Here is a 16,225-nt window from a genome sequence, read left to right as displayed (position 1 = left end):
ATATGGAGCAGGAATTAATTGAGAGGTTTAGAGAGATTGTTGGGGCCAAGCATGCTATAACAGATCAGGCGTTGATTGCACCATATTTGCTTGAAGAGAGAGGGCTTTTTCATGGAAAATCCCCTTTACTTTTACGTCCATCTTCACCGCAAGAAATCTCATTGATCATGCAGTTAGCGAGCAAAACATGCACACCAATTGTACCTCAGGGGGGAAATACAGGGCTCGTGGGGGGGCAACAACCAGATGAAAGAGGAGAGAGCATTCTTTTATCCATGGAGCGATTAAATAAGATTAGGGCTATGAATCTTGAGGGAAATTTTGTTGTTGTAGAAGCTGGTGTTATTTTACAGGATTTACAAAAAAAAGTAGATGAGACGGGTCGTTTTTTTCCTCTTTCTTTAGCATCTGAAAGTTCTTGCCAAATAGGGGGAAATCTTTCGTCAAATGCTGGAGGGACTGCTGTTTTAGCCTATGGCAATATGCGTGATCTTTGTCTTGGTTTAGAAGTTGTTTTACCGGATGGTCGCCTTTTGGATGATTTGCGCTTTGTTAAAAAAGACAATAGCGGTTACGATTTGAAAAATCTTTTTATTGGTGCAGAAGGTACATTAGGCGTTATAACCGCGGCCGTTTTGAAGATTTTTCCAAAAATAAAAGGACAAGCCGTTTCTTTGGTGGGATTACATAGTCCAGAAAAGGCTCTTGAATTTTTATCTCTGGCTCAAGAATATGGAGGAGGGATGGTGACGGGCTTTGAGCTCATGGGAAATCTCAGTTTTCAAATGGCTTTAGATTATAAGATGTGTGAGAAGTCTCCTTTTCAGCAGAAATATGAATGGTATGTATTAATGAACATTTCATCGTTGCAAGGCAATAATGAGGCGTTATCTGTGTTGAATATTATTTTAGAAAAAGCCTTAAAGAGGACGGTGATAGAAGATGCAATTGTTGCGCAATCTTTAAAACAGCAAGATTTTTTTTGGCAATTGCGCGAAAGTATATCACCAGCACAAAAGATGGCTGGAGGATCTATTAAGCACGATATTGCAGTACCACTTGCTTCCATTCCTGATTTTATTGCTGAGGCAGCACTTATTGTTGAAGATATTGCTCCAGGGGCTCGGGTGGTTTGTTTTGGGCATATGGGTGATGGAAATTTGCATTATAATATTACACAACCGATAGGCGCTGATACGACGGCATTCTTGCTGTTATGGTCAAAAATGAATCATCGCATTCATAGGTTAGTGATGGACTATCAAGGTGCATTTTCTGCTGAGCATGGAATTGGTCAGCTTAAGCGCGAAGAACTTCTTTCTTTTAAATCGTCTGTCGCATTGGATATTATGAGAGGGATTAAAAAAACACTCGATCCTTTAGGAATAATGAATCCTGGAAAAGTATTATAATTCAAGAATATTAATGATATATTTTTGTTTAGATTTTAATAACCAAAAAAGAAACCAGTTGTTTTTTATTTAAACTTTTAATAATTCAATGAAGAAAAGCTGCTAAAAGGTGTATGTTATTTAAGATGAATTGGGACACTGTATATGGCTAATCAATGCTTTAATCAGGCAAAAGCGGTGCTTGAATTTCGGTTAGATCCGTGCCATTTGCCACAAACGACGACATATCTTTCATCCAGAACCGGTAATAAGGTCATTTGTTCGTTAAATGAGCGCGGTGTTTTTTTTAAAACGGATAAGCCTTCAAGCTTATCGCATTTAGTACCCCCTTATCATTTCAAAGGAATTGCGGCACGTACTGTAAAAACACGTTCAGGAGAAAGAGCTGTTGCATTAGAGTTACTTCATGCAGATGAAGAATCTTGTATTCCGCTTTTGGTTTCCAGAGATTTGAATAATGTTCTTCTGGATTGGCGATTATGGGCGGATACTTATGGCCTTCCCATGCTGATGATTAATGAAGATAATCGCATTGTGGTTGTAAAAGATCGTTCTGATTTACATCGATTTTTTTGCACAACACCGCGTTCTAAACAAAAGCGCTTTTTACTTCGTTATAGCAGTCCGTTAGGTTTGCGTTTGATGATTGCAAATCGCATTATACTTCAGTAACTTTCATATCTATTCGTTTTTATTGCACCCATAAGCATTGGATCTTGTTATACCTTAAAACACCGTTATTTAGCGCGGGTGATATAAGCCATGCAAGTTTCACGCATGAAGTGTTGTTAGAGAACATGGTGAATATTCTGAAGTTTGTTTGTTGAGCCTTACACCAGTGAAGAACATGGATGGGAAGACAAGAGGGGAACCAACTCAATAAGAAATCTGGCTGTTTGAAGACCGAATCGAGCGGGAGTTTTCGTTCTTTAAGGCAAAGAGGATTTCAAGGATTCTAAATAAGAGTTTTTTGACAGCACATATTGGCAGTAGGAATTGACGATATTCAATGCTTTTTTGTTGGTGATGTAATTTTTGGTTTTGCTCTATCGTTAAAACAAGTACAGATTTCTGGGAGTGTTTTTTACTTTCTTTTGTATAAAGTAAGTTATTGATTTATAAAAAATAATGGAATAATTTTGTCATATTGAATGAGAGCTACGAGTATAATATTCTCATTTCATTTCTTTCTTCTAATCAAAATCATTTTCTTGCACGTTATAAGAAGGGAGATGCCCATGTGGATGAAGACCATTTAAAAAGAGCAAAAACTCTCTGATAAATTTTCTAGATAACAAGGGGGTATTGTACGTAATGTTGGGCGTTGGATACAATGATGGCATCGGTTTTTGCCTTTATTCAATAAAGATGGCAGAATGGACTTATACTCTTCACGGTTAATATCGTGAAATGGGAGAAAAGAGCATGAGGGATATTTCTTTGTGAGTGAATCACAGAAGGGTGTTCTTTTTTAGGTATTTTATTTTTTAAAGAAAAATAGCCTCGTTTTTTTCCAAGGTTATGGCCAACACAAAATAATAATAAAATTCGTGCTTCATGCTCTTGAGAGAAAGAATCAAATTGTAAAAAAATACCAAAAAGATTTAGTTTTCTCGCGTAATGGCTCGCCATCCGATATCACGACGAACAAAGCCTTCAGGCCAATCAATACAATCAACAGCTTCATAAGCACGCTTTTGTGCATTCGTAATTGTTTTTCCTGTTGCTGTTATATTAAGAACACGTCCACCATTTGCAATAAGTTCTCCATTGCGCCATGCGGTTCCAGCGTGAAAAACTTTCACTTCGGGAAGTGTGTTTACTTTATCAACGTTACGGATAACAGTCCCTTTTTGGGGAGAATCTGGATAACCATTAGCAGCCATAACAACGGTGAGAGCAGCTTTTTCAGACCACTGAAGAGGTTTATTTTCAAGATTTCCTTGAGCAGCGGCAAGAAAAATGGGTAGAATATCATCTTTGAGGCGCATCATTAAAACTTGACATTCAGGATCACCGAATCGTACGTTAAATTCAATGAGTTCGGGCCCTATTTGCGTTATCATCAATCCAACGAAGAGAATGCCTTTAAAGGGGGTTCCCATTTCTTGCATGCTTTTTAAAGCGGGTTCAACAATTTTTTTGAGGGTACGATTCACCATTTCTTCGCTCATGATGGGCGCTGGTGAATAAGCTCCCATCCCACCGGTGTTTGCTCCAGTATCCCCATCACCCACACGTTTATGATCTTGAGCAGATCCAAAGGGAAGGGCAATATTGCCATCACAAAGACAGAAGAAGCTTGCTTCTTCACCTTCAAGAAAAGATTCTACAACAATTTTGTTTTCTGCATCACAGGAGGCGTTTTTGAAGCAGGTATCAACGGCGTTAAATGCTTCTTCTATCGTTGTTGCAACCACGACACCTTTGCCAGCTGCTAAGCCATCCGCTTTAATGACAATGGGAACACCTTGTTGATGAATGTAAGCTTTGGCTTTAGCCGCATCATTAAAGCATTGGTAACTTCCTGTAGGAATGTTATTCTTACGACATAAATCTTTTGTAAAAGCTTTTGAACCTTCTAGTTGAGCAGCTTTTTGAGTAGGACCAAATACACAGATGTTGGCTCTATTAAGAGAGTCGGTTATACCTGCAACTAATGGTGCTTCTGGTCCTACAATAACAAGATCAATAGAATTTGCTTTACAGAAATCAATAACAAGGGGATGGTTATTAATGTCTAAATTAATATTTTCACCAAATTCTGTTGTTGCAGGATTCCCAGGAGCACAATATAATTTTTTGAGCAGTGGTGATGCTGCTATTTTCCATGCTAAAGCATGTTCTCGTCCACCTGAGCCAATAAGAAGAATATTCATTGCTTGCTCCTCTCATAAAAGATGATTAATCTCATCTCCTTCTCATAAGAATGAAATGTCTCTATCGCAAGACTAAAGGTAAATCATTTGATGAAAAAAAATAAAAATATTCCCCATGTTCAGTCCTATGATAGCCCAGGACGCGTTATGGATGCATCTTCCAAACAATGGGTCTATAATTTCCTTCCCTATTCTTTATGGTTTTATGCACAATTGGCGCGTTGGGATCGGCCTATCGGATGGCAATTGTTGATGTGGCCTTGTTTTTGGTCAACAACAATGGCTTTTCTCTCTTATGATATGCATTATGAGTCTCTTGTATCAATGCTTCTTCATTGGGTTTGGTATCTTTTTCTTTTTTTTCTGGGGTCCATTGCTATGCGAGGGGCAGGGTGTACTTGGAATGATTTGATTGACCATAAAATCGATTCTCAGGTAGAGAGAACACGTTCTCGTCCATTACCGACCGGTCATGTGAGTCGGTTTCAAGCAAAAGTTTTTATACTTGTGCAATGTTTGGTTGGTTTAGGCGTTTTATCACAATTTAATAGGTTTAGTTTTTTTCTAGGTATTTCATCATTGATAGCCGTTGCATTGTATCCTTTTATGAAACGCGTAACCTATTGGCCACAGTTTTTTTTAGGCATTGCATTTAATTGGGGAGCGTTAATGGGGTGGGCCGTTGTGTTTGGAAGTTTAGGCTGGGCGCCAATTTTACTTTATGTTGGATCAATCTTGTGGACCATAGGATACGATACAATCTATGCACATCAAGATAAAGAGGATGACGCTACTGTTGGTATTGGTTCTACGGCACTTCTTTTTGGTAAAGGAACTAAGCGTGCTTTAGTCTTTCTGTATGGTGGTTTTGTCGTATTCGTGAGTTTAGCGTTTTATTTGGCCAAAGTTCCTCTCTTGAGTTTTTGGGGAATTTTTATGGCAAGTATCCATATGTTTATTCAAATTAAAGTCATTGATATAGATGACAGCGCACAATGTCTCAGGCTTTTTAAATCTAATTCGCTTATTGGTTTTGTAATTTTTGCTGGTTTAGTCTGTGGTGGTCTATGGCTGATAGTTTATCCTGCAGTTTAACAATACGTTAGATAAAATTATAGGTTCTGTGATGATGGGCAGAGAAATGAAAACGCAAAGATACTTTCATTGATTTTAAGGCTTATTATTCTTTGAATTTTCAAAGTTTGTTTGTATTTTATGAAGGGTTTTGTTCCAGATCTTTGTGATTCGAAATAACGGCTTCCCTTATCTGAAGTTCAAAAGTAAAATCATTATTTCTACTGAATACAGCATTTTTTTTCAAGAAGCTTGTCGCTAACCTATTTTCAAGCGATAGAGAATATTATCAACCAACGTTTATCGTAAAAATAAAATTCTTTTATTGTAATAATAAATCATCTCTTTTTAGAATTTTGCAAATAGAAAATAACCGTTTAACTGTTAGAAAAAACTCATTACGATGAAGCTTGAAGGATCAGGGGTAGAGTTTTTGTCTTTTCCAATTGTTGTGCTCAACACAATCGCGTGTAAAAAGCAGACGATCATGTAAACGAAATGGGCGATCACACCAGAACTCTATAGAAAGGGGTTTAACACGAAAACCAGACCAATAAGGTGGTCGTGGAATATTTCCTAGAGCATAACGCGCAGTATATTGAGCAATTGCTTTTTCGAGCACGAAACGATTTTCTAAGGGTTGAGATTGCTTAGATGCCCATGCACCAATTCGACTCCTACGGGGGCGCGTTTGGAAATAAGCATCGGCTTCTTGTGGACTGACTTTTTCAACAATTCCTCTTATTCTGATCTGACGGCGGAGCGATTTCCAATGAAACCCTAGGGATACTTTCATTGATTTTAAAATTTCTTGTCCTTTACAGCTTTCATAATTGGTATAGAAGACGAAGCCTTGAGGGTTATAGTCTTTGAGGAGAACCATACGAACATTAGGGAGACCTGTTTCGTCAACTGTTGCGAGTGCCATAGCATTCGGATCATTTATTTCACTTATCGTTGCCTCTTCAAGCCACTTTGCAAAAATTTCAAAAGGTTTTTGCATTTGCATAAAATGATCGTCTGTTGGTATTTTATCGCTCATAGTGTCTCCAAATATCAGTGAGCATGGTCATTTTTCATTTACTTTTTCATCAAGAAGTAGAGTACCATTTTTTCTTATTTTCAAAAAGCCAATGCTTTCATATATTTTTCATGAGTATTTTTATGGTGGTCTCGTTATTTTTGTCTTTAGCATAGACAACAATGAGCTATATTAAATAAATATCTCATTTTATCTGGTATTTTACTTTCTTGATAGACATATAAAGAAAAGAAGAAATTATTCTCTAGAATAAACGGATGAAGCTATGAGAAATATTGAGCAACGTATCCGTTGATATTTTGAAAAATGAAAAAATTGAAAAGAGGGCAATATGCGTGATCCCTACACGATCCTGGGTGTGGCACGTACCGCAAAACCGCAAGAGATTAAATCAGCATTTAGAAGATTAGCAAAGAAGTATCATCCAGACCACAATAAAGATGATGCAAAGGCTAAAGAAAAGTTTGCTGAAATTAATCAAGCTTATGAAATTATCGGTGATAAAGATAAAAAGGCACAATTTGATCGCGGTGAAATTGATATGGAAGGCAAACCACTTTATCAAACCTATGGTGCGGGTGAAAATTTTAGCAATAAACAAAATCCCTTTTCAGGAAGAGCGAAAGGATTTGATTTTTCCTCTTCAGGGGGGACAGGTTTTGATGCGAGTGATATTTTTCGCGATCTGTTTGGAAGCGGCGGTAGCTTCGCCAATTCTACACACTATAATCGTCCTCAACAAGGAGCCCATATTCGCGCTAATCTTACCATAACATTAGAGCAGATGGTTGGTGCAGAAAAGGTAGAAGCTGTTTTTCCGCATGGAAAAAAGTTAAAAATTAAACTTCCAGATTATATTGAAGATGGGCAAACTATTCGTTTAAAGGGTCAGGGAGAAGAGGTTCCTCATGGGCAAGCAGGAGATGCGTTAATAACCATACAGATTCAAAAACATCCTCGTTTTCGGGTTGAAGGAAGGACGCTCCATCTTGATTTACCAGTTTCTCTTAAACATGCTGTTTTGGGAGCAAAAGAAGAAGTTGAGACATTGGATGGACGTGTGGTTTTAACGATTCCTGCTTGGTCAAGTTCTGATCGTGTTTTGCGGTTGAAAGGAAAAGGGCTTCGTTTAAAAAATGGTACAAGAGATGACCTTTATGTGCATGTTCGTGTTATGTTGCCGGAAGATGAAAATGCTGCGCTAGAACAGTTTTTGCAAACGTAAAAAGATTAATTTTTAAAATTTTTATATATAAAAGCGTCGTTTTTGTTTGATTTTAAACCAATTACTTGAAGAAAAAGTTGACCTATGTCATAGGCAGATGAATAATATTAATTTTAAGTAACAATGGGGCAGTACTAATGGCTAAGAGTAATGGTTTATTGCATGGTAAGCGTGGTTTAATCTTAGGGTTGGCTAATAATCGCTCCATCGCTTGGGGAATCGCTAAAGCAGCGAGTGCTGCAGGAGCAAAGCTTGCTTTCACCTATCAGGGTGAAGCAATAAAAAAGCGTGTTGAGCCTTTGGCTGAAGAATTAAAGGGGTTTGTTTGTGGACATTGTGATGTTTCTGACAATACCTCTATTGATGAGGTTTTTAGAACCATAGAAAAGAAATGGGGCAAACTCGATTTTTTAGTTCATGCTATTGGTTTTTCTGATAAAGATGAATTAAGTGGTCGTTATGTTGATATCAGCGAATCAAATTTTATGATGACCATGAATATTTCCGTTTATTCCCTAACAGCTCTAACAAAGCGTGCAGAAAAGTTGATGTTAGATGGTGGTTCAATCTTAACACTAACCTATTATGGGGCGGAAAAGGTTGTTCCCAATTATAATGTAATGGGGGTTGCCAAAGCAGCTCTTGAAGCGAGTGTAAAATATTTAGCGGTAGATTTAGGTCCCCAAAATATTCGTGTTAATGCGATATCTGCTGGACCAATTAAAACGTTAGCGGCTTCAGGTATTGGTGATTTTCGTTATATTCTAAAATGGAATGAATATAACGCGCCATTACGTCGTACGGTATCAATTGAAGAGGTGGGTGATTCTGCTCTTTATTTTCTTTCGGATTTGTCTCGTTCTGTTACCGGTGAAGTTCATCATGTCGATTCAGGTTATAATATCATCGGTATGAAAGCCGTTGATGCACCAGATATTTCCGTCGTTAAAGAATAAGTTTGGTTTATAGGATTGTATTGGACAGCGGTAATTTGACCAAATTTAAAGCATCCAAGAATATTTTGGAGTAAAGAGCTGTTTTGTGTATAACTCAACATATGTTGTCGTTGCGTATATTTGACAGAGAAACGGATCTTTTTTCATGTCGCATAATACATTTGGTCATTTGTTTCGTGTAACCACATGGGGTGAAAGTCATGGTACTGCTCTTGGTTGTGTTATTGATGGCTGCCCACCTGGAATTATTTTTACGCGTGCAGAAATTCAAGCCTATCTTGATAAGCGTAGACCAGGACAGTCTAAATATACAACGCAGCGCCGAGAACAAGATCAAGTAGAAATCCTTTCAGGAGCAATGGCTCAGGAAGATGGGACAACATTCGTTACAACAGGTACACCAATTTCTCTGTTGATTCGAAATATAGATCAACGCTCTCAAGATTATGGAGAAATTGCTCATCAATATCGTCCTAGTCATGCAGATTATACGTATGATGTTAAATATGGCATTCGTGATTTTCGAGGGGGAGGGCGTGCTTCAGCACGCGAGACAGCAGCCCGTGTTGCGGCTGGTGCATTTGCCCGTAAAGTTGTGCCTAATTTGGTTGTACGAGGAGCCGTGGTTGCAATTGGTCCCCATAACATTAATCGTGATCGTTGGGATTGGTCAGAGGTTGAGAATAATCCTTTTTTTACAGCTGATGCAGAGATGGTGCAGGTTTTTAGTGATTATATCAGTAAAATCCGTAAAGATGGTACATCTGTTGGTGCTGTTGTTGAGATCGTTGCAGAGAATGTTCCGGCAGGTTTAGGAGCGCCTATTTACGCAAAACTTGATCAAGACATCGCATCATACCTTATGTCAATTAATGCGGTCAAAGGAGTTGAAATAGGTGATGGTTTTGCGGCAGCCCGCTTGAGGGGAGAAGAAAATGCCGATGAAATGCGGATGGGTGACGATGGAAAACCACTGTTTTTATCCAATCATGCTGGTGGTATTTTAGGGGGAATATCGAGTGGACAGCCAATTGTTGCACGTTTTGCTGTAAAGCCTACTTCTTCAATTTTAACGCCTCGTCGCTCTGTGGATGTTGATGGTCATGATGTAGATGTTATAACAAAAGGGCGTCATGACCCTTGCGTTGGGATTCGTGCCGTTCCTGTTGGTGAAGCGATGGTTGCTTGTGCACTTGCTGACCATTATTTAAGACACCGCGGTCAGGTTGGGTGATTGAGAAGGTGAATAATGGCGTATAATGAAGAGAAAATTGTCTCAGCACTTAAAGCTTTTGAACGCGGTGAAATTGTTGTGGTAACAGATGATAATGACCGTGAAAATGAAGGTGATTTAACGGTTGCTGCTGCCCATTGTACAGAAGAAAAGATGGCATTTATTCTTCGTCATACAACAGGTATTGTGTGTACACCTATGCCAAAAGAAGAAGCACAACGGTTTCATCTTGCTCTTATGGTACCAGATAATAACTCTGCACATAGGACGCAATTTACGGTTACTGTTGATTTTAAACACGGCATAACAACAGGGATTTCAGCGCACGATCGTACATTAGCAGTGCGTAATCTTGCTGATTCAAATGCAAGTGCGGATGATTTTGTTCGTCCTGGACATATTTTCCCTCTGGTTGCGCATGAAGGGGGGGTTCTCATGCGTTCAGGCCATACGGAAGCCGCTGTTGATTTATGTAAATTAGCTGGGTTGCCCCCTGTTGGTGTTATCGGTGAATTAGTCAATGATGATGGAAGCGTTAAACATGGCGATCAGATTACAAAATTTGCACAAGAACATCGGTTGCATACCATAACGGTTGCAGATTTAATTGCTTACCGCCAGCGTAAAGAAATATTGATCAAGCATGTTGGAGAAATGCCGATTAAAACACCTGTAGGTCCCGCTATTATTCAAAGTTATCAACTCCCTTGGGAATCTGTTCAGAATATTGCGATTATTTTTGGTGATATCCGTGAGGGTGATAATATTCCTGTGCATTTACATCATGAAAACATTATAAATGACGTTTTTTGTCAATCTTCAGATATCATGGTGATGATGCGGCGTATGATGGAAAAAGAAAAACGTGGCGTATTTGTTTATTTGCGTGAAGGATCTATTATACAATCAACTATTAGCATTCAAAACATGGCAAGAGACAGTTCAGAAAATCATGTGCAGGCCATTGAACGTGAAAAAGAATGGCGCCAAATTGGTTTAGCAGCACAGATTTTAAAATATTTAGGAATAGGCTCTGTTATTGTTTATGCTTCTAAAGAGCATCATGATGTAGGTTTAGAAGATTTTGGAATTTGTATATCTAGAACAGATATTTTTTGAGGTTCATATGAAAAAAGAGATACAAGAAGGGGATATTACGACCTTAAGCTTTGAGCAAGCGCTTAAGCAACTTGAAGTTATTGTTGAAAATTTGGAACGTGGCGATGTGCCTTTGGAACAATCCATTGATATTTATGAACGTGGTGAAGCGCTTAAAAAACATTGTGAAAAACTCTTGAAGGTTGCTGAAGCCAAAGTTGAAAAAATTCAGCTTTCACAGGAAGGTTCTCCAGAAGGAGTAGAACCCCTTGATGCTCAATAATATTAAATATTTTTGGATATTTATTGTGGGACTTAAGAGATGCAATAATCTTAGTTTATAGAAAGCAAATTTTATTGATTTCTTTTTTATAAAATAAGTTAAAAATGGAAAAATCATCAATCATCTCAAAGAGAGAGAAGCATTTTTCAGTAAAAAAGATGTAAAATTCTCAATAAAAGAGTAGAGAAGATATATTTTTATCATAGCTTTTTCTTGAGTTAAGATAATAGGAAGGAAATTTTTTGTCTCAGGTCTTAACACCATTGCTTGACCGTGTTTGTTTTCCGCAAGATTTGCGGGCATTACCTGAGTCTGATCTGGTACAGTTGGCTGATGAGTTGCGGACCGAAACAATTGATGCGGTTTCTGTAACAGGTGGCCATCTTGGAGCGGGACTTGGTGTTGTTGAGCTTACAGTTGCATTACATTATATTTTTAATACACCAGAAGATAGGATTATTTGGGATGTTGGTCATCAAACCTATCCGCACAAAATTTTAACGGGGCGTAGAGAAAAAATTCGCACATTACGTCAAGAGGGGGGGCTATCAGGTTTTACAAAACGTTCAGAAAGTATGTATGATCCATTTGGAGCAGGGCATTCATCGACTTCTATTTCGGCGGGGCTTGGCATGGCGGTGGCAAGTGCTTTGAAAGCAGAGACAAGACGCAATATCATTGCTGTCATTGGTGATGGCGCAATGTCTGCGGGCATGGCTTATGAAGCAATGAATAACGCTGGAGCTTTGGATGCACGCTTGATTGTTGTTCTCAATGATAACGATATGTCTATCGCACCGCCTACAGGTGCTATGAGTGCGCATCTTGCACGATTAGTATCTCGTCCCTCTTATCGTCATTTGCGTGAACGTGTAAAGATGTTGAGCGAAAAATTGCCAAAGTTTTTTTTAGATAAGGCGCGTCGTTCAGAGGAATTTGCGCGTGGCCTTTTGGTTGGGGGAACGTTATTTGATGAGCTTGGCTTTTATTACGTTGGACCCATAGATGGGCACAATTTGGGGCATTTATTGCCTGTTTTAAAAAATGTTCGCGAATACCCCAATGGTCCTGTTTTGGTACATGTTGTAACGCATAAAGGAAAGGGATATCCACCTGCAGAAGCCTCGTCTGATAAATATCATGGTGTTAATCGTTTTGATGTAACGACAGGAAGACAGGTTAAAGCATCAAGTAATATTCTACCCTATACTAAGGTATTTTCTAAAGCTTTAATAGAAGAAGCCAGCCATGATGATAAGATTGTTGGCATAACGGCAGCGATGCCAACAGGGACAGGTCTTGATGCTTTCGCAGAAAAATTTCCTAAAAAAATGTTTGATGTTGGGATTGCTGAGCAGCATGCCGTAACTTTTGCGGCTGGACTTGCTTGTGAAGGGTATAAGCCTTTTGTTGCAATTTATTCTACTTTTTTACAGCGTGCTTATGATCAAATTATTCATGATGTATCAATTCAAAAATTACCGATACGTTTTGCTATTGATAGAGCCGGTTTCGTAGGAGCTGATGGTGCAACGCACGCTGGCAGTTTTGATATTGTGTTTTTAGCCACGCTTCCTGAGTTTGTTGTTATGGCGCCTTCAGATGAACTTGAATTGATGCATATGGTGCGTACAGCTGCGGCTTATGATCAGGGTCCAATTTCTTTTCGTTATCCACGTCGTGAAGGTGTTGGGATAGATTTACCGCAACGTGGTGAGTTATTAGAGATTGGAAAAGGACGTGTTCTGTGTGAAGGAAATAGGATCGCTCTGGTTTGTTTGGGAACACGGATGTTAGAAGTTTTGCGAGCTGCTGATATGTTGGGGGCTAAAGGGTTATCGACGACAGTTGCAGATGCACGGTTTGCAAAACCTTTAGATAAAGATTTGATGCGTCGTTTAGCATGTGACCATGAAGTATTAGTGACCATTGAAGAAGGGGCAATCGGTGGGTTTGGAGCACACATATTACAGTTTTTAGCGCAAGAAGGACTTTTAGAGCATGGTTTGAAAGTTCGCACACTAAAACTTCCTGATGAATATTTGAATCATGGTTCACCAGAAAAAGTTCTCTCAACTATCGGGCTTGATGCTATGGGTATTGTCAATACGGTGTTGATGGCTTTGGGACGCAAGATTCGAATGGAATAGAAAATTCAAGTATGAGATGGATTCCAAAAAAAGGCTCGATATTCTTTTAGTTGAAAAAAACTTTTTTACAACACGTTCCCGCGCACGTGATGCTATTATGCGCCAAACTGTTAAAGTTAATGGTGAAATCATCTTTAAAGCGGGGCAGACTTTTTTTGATGATGCAGAAATTGTTGTTTGTGATCCAGCGCAGAATTATGTTTCACGAGCAGCATTAAAATTGATTGCTGCACTTGATGCATTTCCGATTATAACGGATAAAGTAACAGCCATTGATGTTGGTGCATCAACAGGTGGTTTTACACAAGTTCTCTTAGAACGTGGAGCGGTGCATGTCATTGCTGTTGATGTTGGGCATCATCAATTTGATAAACGTTTATTGGGCAACAGTGCTATAACATTATTAGAAGGCTTGAATGTTAGAGATTTTAAACAGGAACATTTAGGGGGGCGGGAAATCGATCTTATCGTTTCAGATGTTAGCTTTATTTCTCTCAAACTTGCATTGCCTCCCGTTTTATCTTTGGCCCAAAAGAGTACCCAAGCTGTTTTACTGGTAAAGCCTCAGTTTGAGGTTGGTCGTAAACATCTTGGTAAGGGAGGAATATTAGATCCATCAAAAGCGAAAGAAATTGCTGAGGAGCTTTTTGTCTGGTTAGATACTCAAACAGGGTGGCGTTCAAAAGATTTACTTCCTTCCCCCATTACCGGTGGTGATGGCAATGTGGAATATTTACTATTCGGAGAAAAGCAACAGTGAGTGACAATGTCATAATCGACCATATCGGAGCAAATGGTTATGGTGCTGCTAAGACGAGGCACGGCTTTGTTTATATTCTTTTTACTTTGCCAGGAGAGTGTGCTGAAATTATTGTACATGGAAAATATGCAACATATATAGCATTAAAAGAAAAATCACCAGAACGCGTTGATGCTCTTTGTCAGCATTTTGGAGAATGAGGAGGGTGTGCTCTTCAGCATTGGCGTGCTGATGCTTATTGCCTATGGAAACGACAATTGGTTGTTGATGCGCTTAAAAAGTATGGAATCAATAGCGTTGTTGCGCCTTTAATAGAATGTAAACCCTATAGCCGACGGCGAATGACTCTAACAGCATCCATGACCCCACAAGGACAAAAAGTTGGTTTTAACCGTTATCTCTCTCATGAGATTGTAGCTCTTGAGGAATGTCCAGTAAGCCAGCCAGAACTTATTTCTCAGTTGCGTAATATCAGAAAGTTCTGTGCTTTTCTAAGCAGCTCTCTCAAACGGTTTCATGTTACGATAACACATTGAATTATAATGATAAATCATCCTTTTTCAACTTGAATCATAACTCCGAATATAGTAAGATTCTTTCATCACAAACCCTCTCATATCGTATCAATTAATATCACTTGCTTGCATGTCAAAAGCGGGGCTGGCGTGTGGGTAAAAACTATAGAAGAAAGGACTAAAAATGCCTCTTATGAACCGTCTTAATGCAAGGTCTGTCGCAACATTGGGGGCTGGCAAATATAATGATGGTGCCGGCTTGCTTCTTCACAAGCGTAAAGATGGTGGTGCTCAATGGCTTTATCGTTATACTATTCATGGTCGTCGTCGTGAAATGGGCTTGGGTGCTTTAAGAGATGTCTCTTTAAAACAAGCCCGTGAATTGGCAACAGGGTGGCGTTCTGTTCTTCGTGAAGGTCGTGACCCCATTAAAGAACGTGAAAAACAAAAACGTGAAGCAATGCGTGATCTCCATTACTTAAAAGATATCGCGTTGGACACTTTTGAAAGTCGTAAAGCTGAATTAAAAGGAGATGGCAAGGATGGGAACTGGTTTATACCTTTAAAACTTCACATCCTCCCCAAATTAGGTTGTCTCCCCATTTCAGAGATTACCCAAACAGAGATACGCAATGCCCTCGCTCCTATCTGGCATACAAAAGCAGCAACAGCTGATAGAGCTCTTATACGTCTCAATATTTGTCTTAAACATGCGGCTGCATTAGGATTGGATGTTGATTTACAAGCAGCAGAAAAAGCACGGGCGCTCTTAGGTAAACAACGTCATAAAACCATTAATAGACCAGCTATGGATTGGAAAGATGCCCCTGCCTTTTATAAAACACTTTGCGAAGCAACAACTCTAACACAACTGGCTTTGCGTTTGCTTATTCTTACAGGTGTTCGTACATATCCTTTACGTTATATGCGTGAAGATCAAGTTGAGGGGGATATATGGACAATTCCTGCTGAGAATATGAAAGGAAGGCGTGATGCTACAACAGAATTTCGCGTTCCTTTATCATCAGAAGCACTAAAAGTGATTAAACAAGCACATCTTCTTTCTCGTAATGGTTTTCTTTTTTCTGCAACTGGTCGTGGTCCTCTCGCTGAGAATTGCATGTCACAATACATGAAAAAGAGTGGTCTGGAAGCTTGTCCCCATGGTTTTCGCTCTAGTTTACGCGATTGGCTAGCGGAAACAACCGATGCCCCTTATGAGGTCGCAGAAACCATTCTAGGTCATACGGTCGGGGGTAAAGTGGAACGTGCCTATCGTCGGACTGATTATTTAGAACAGCGTCGTATCTATATGGATAAATGGGCGGCTTATGTCACTAGTCAAAACAATAGTTGTGGATAGCTCTAACTCTTTTTCTCATTTAATCCATAACGAATAATATAATCACAAATTATGGCTCATCTTGAATAAAAAGTCACAAGATATTGTTTTTTTGCTGGAAAAGTTTGCTACGAATTGCTATTTATATATAGTAAATCAATGCTGATTCGATCATTTACATAGAGAGGGGACTTCATGATTCCAAATGAACCACTTCTCACGGTGCGTGAGAGTGCAAAAATACTTAATATAAGT

Annotated in this window: 13 protein-coding genes and 1 pseudogene; 12 read left to right on the top strand and 2 right to left on the bottom strand. The window is 39.0% G+C overall.

The features are described 5' to 3' along the window. The first annotated feature begins 2 nt into the window (after positions 1-2). Both HWX04_RS05550 and HWX04_RS05545 read left to right on the top strand, forming a co-directional pair. Positions 3-1,412, top strand: coding sequence for an FAD-binding oxidoreductase (locus HWX04_RS05550; protein ID WP_175869198.1), 1,410 nt, complete (start codon positions 3-5; stop codon positions 1,410-1,412). Positions 1,413-1,556: 144 nt separating this feature from the next. Further along, positions 1,557-2,084 (top strand): DUF6101 family protein, encoded by a 528-nt coding sequence (locus HWX04_RS05545; protein WP_175869197.1) that lies wholly within the window; start codon positions 1,557-1,559, stop codon positions 2,082-2,084. A gap of 932 nt (positions 2,085-3,016) precedes the next feature. On the opposite strand, the gene purD is transcribed toward HWX04_RS05545, so the two are convergent. Then, positions 3,017-4,291 (bottom strand): phosphoribosylamine--glycine ligase, encoded by a 1,275-nt coding sequence (gene purD / locus HWX04_RS05540; protein ID WP_175869196.1) that lies wholly within the window; start codon positions 4,289-4,291, stop codon positions 3,017-3,019. Positions 4,292-4,381: 90 nt separating this feature from the next. On the opposite strand from purD, the gene ubiA reads away from it, so the two are divergent. After that, positions 4,382-5,386 carry a 4-hydroxybenzoate octaprenyltransferase gene (gene ubiA / locus HWX04_RS05535; RefSeq protein ID WP_175869195.1) on the top strand — a complete coding sequence of 335 codons (1,005 nt, stop codon included), beginning with the start codon at positions 4,382-4,384 and terminating at the stop codon, positions 5,384-5,386. Between the two features lie 397 nt (positions 5,387-5,783). Here ubiA and pdxH read toward each other — a convergent pair whose 3' ends face one another. After that, a complete protein-coding gene (pdxH, locus tag HWX04_RS05530; RefSeq protein ID WP_175869194.1) occupies positions 5,784-6,407 on the bottom strand; it encodes a pyridoxamine 5'-phosphate oxidase in 624 nt (207 codons plus the stop codon). A gap of 331 nt (positions 6,408-6,738) precedes the next feature. Here pdxH and HWX04_RS05525 point away from each other — a divergent pair, with 331 nt between their 5' ends. From HWX04_RS05525 to HWX04_RS05485, 9 genes and pseudogenes are all read left to right on the top strand, one after another. Beyond that, positions 6,739-7,632, top strand: a complete 894-nt coding sequence (locus tag HWX04_RS05525; RefSeq protein WP_175869193.1) for a DnaJ C-terminal domain-containing protein — start codon at positions 6,739-6,741, stop codon at positions 7,630-7,632. 137 nt (positions 7,633-7,769) lie between these two features. Next, on the top strand, positions 7,770-8,588 hold the full coding sequence (fabI, locus tag HWX04_RS05520; protein WP_175869192.1) for an enoyl-ACP reductase FabI: 819 nt from the start codon (positions 7,770-7,772) through the stop codon (positions 8,586-8,588). A gap of 145 nt (positions 8,589-8,733) precedes the next feature. Beyond that, a complete protein-coding gene (gene aroC / locus HWX04_RS05515) occupies positions 8,734-9,822 on the top strand; it encodes a chorismate synthase (RefSeq protein WP_175869191.1) in 1,089 nt (362 codons plus the stop codon). 15 nt (positions 9,823-9,837) lie between these two features. Beyond that, positions 9,838-10,941, top strand: a complete 1,104-nt coding sequence (ribB, locus tag HWX04_RS05510) for a 3,4-dihydroxy-2-butanone-4-phosphate synthase (RefSeq protein WP_175869190.1) — start codon at positions 9,838-9,840, stop codon at positions 10,939-10,941. A gap of 7 nt (positions 10,942-10,948) precedes the next feature. Then, complete coding sequence (locus HWX04_RS05505; protein ID WP_005773944.1) at positions 10,949-11,203, top strand: exodeoxyribonuclease VII small subunit; 255 nt, start codon at positions 10,949-10,951, stop codon at positions 11,201-11,203. A 242-nt stretch (positions 11,204-11,445) separates the two neighbouring features. Then, positions 11,446-13,353 carry a 1-deoxy-D-xylulose-5-phosphate synthase gene (gene dxs, locus HWX04_RS05500; RefSeq protein WP_175869189.1) on the top strand — a complete coding sequence of 636 codons (1,908 nt, stop codon included), beginning with the start codon at positions 11,446-11,448 and terminating at the stop codon, positions 13,351-13,353. A 16-nt stretch (positions 13,354-13,369) separates the two neighbouring features. Continuing rightward, on the top strand, positions 13,370-14,113 hold the full coding sequence (locus HWX04_RS05495; RefSeq protein WP_175869188.1) for a TlyA family RNA methyltransferase: 744 nt from the start codon (positions 13,370-13,372) through the stop codon (positions 14,111-14,113). Then, positions 14,110-14,643 (top strand): annotated as a pseudogene (locus HWX04_RS05490) (class I SAM-dependent RNA methyltransferase); the annotation flags it as partial. The gene HWX04_RS05495 and the pseudogene HWX04_RS05490, both read left to right, overlap by 4 nt. Positions 14,644-14,812: 169 nt before the next feature. Continuing rightward, a complete protein-coding gene (locus HWX04_RS05485; RefSeq protein WP_175869187.1) occupies positions 14,813-15,991 on the top strand; it encodes a tyrosine-type recombinase/integrase in 1,179 nt (392 codons plus the stop codon). Positions 15,992-16,225: the final 234 nt, after the last annotated feature.

Origin of the sequence: Bartonella gabonensis (assembly GCF_903679515.1) — a bacterium.
Taxonomy (GTDB): domain Bacteria; phylum Pseudomonadota; class Alphaproteobacteria; order Rhizobiales; family Rhizobiaceae; genus Bartonella; species Bartonella gabonensis.
The sequence above is the reverse complement of the archived record's forward strand: the minus strand, read 5'-3'. Positions and strand labels throughout refer to the sequence as shown.

Bases quoted from the DNA above. Each gene is read 5' to 3' on its own strand.
- HWX04_RS05505 (WP_005773944.1), top strand. From the start codon at position 10,949: ATGAAAAAAGAGATACAAGAAGGGGATATTACGACCTTAAGCTTTGAG.
- ribB (WP_175869190.1), top strand. From the start codon at position 9,838: ATGGCGTATAATGAAGAGAAAATTGTCTCAGCACTTAAAGCTTTTGAA.
- pdxH (WP_175869194.1), bottom strand. From the start codon at position 6,407: ATGAGCGATAAAATACCAACAGACGATCATTTTATGCAAATGCAAAAA.
- HWX04_RS05545 (WP_175869197.1), top strand. From the start codon at position 1,557: ATGGCTAATCAATGCTTTAATCAGGCAAAAGCGGTGCTTGAATTTCGG.
- HWX04_RS05525 (WP_175869193.1), top strand. From the start codon at position 6,739: ATGCGTGATCCCTACACGATCCTGGGTGTGGCACGTACCGCAAAACCG.
- ubiA (WP_175869195.1), top strand. From the start codon at position 4,382: ATGAAAAAAAATAAAAATATTCCCCATGTTCAGTCCTATGATAGCCCA.
- HWX04_RS05485 (WP_175869187.1), top strand. From the start codon at position 14,813: ATGCCTCTTATGAACCGTCTTAATGCAAGGTCTGTCGCAACATTGGGG.
- fabI (WP_175869192.1), top strand. From the start codon at position 7,770: ATGGCTAAGAGTAATGGTTTATTGCATGGTAAGCGTGGTTTAATCTTA.
- purD (WP_175869196.1), bottom strand. From the start codon at position 4,291: ATGAATATTCTTCTTATTGGCTCAGGTGGACGAGAACATGCTTTAGCA.
- HWX04_RS05550 (WP_175869198.1), top strand. From the start codon at position 3: ATGGAGCAGGAATTAATTGAGAGGTTTAGAGAGATTGTTGGGGCCAAG.
- HWX04_RS05495 (WP_175869188.1), top strand. From the start codon at position 13,370: ATGGATTCCAAAAAAAGGCTCGATATTCTTTTAGTTGAAAAAAACTTT.
- aroC (WP_175869191.1), top strand. From the start codon at position 8,734: ATGTCGCATAATACATTTGGTCATTTGTTTCGTGTAACCACATGGGGT.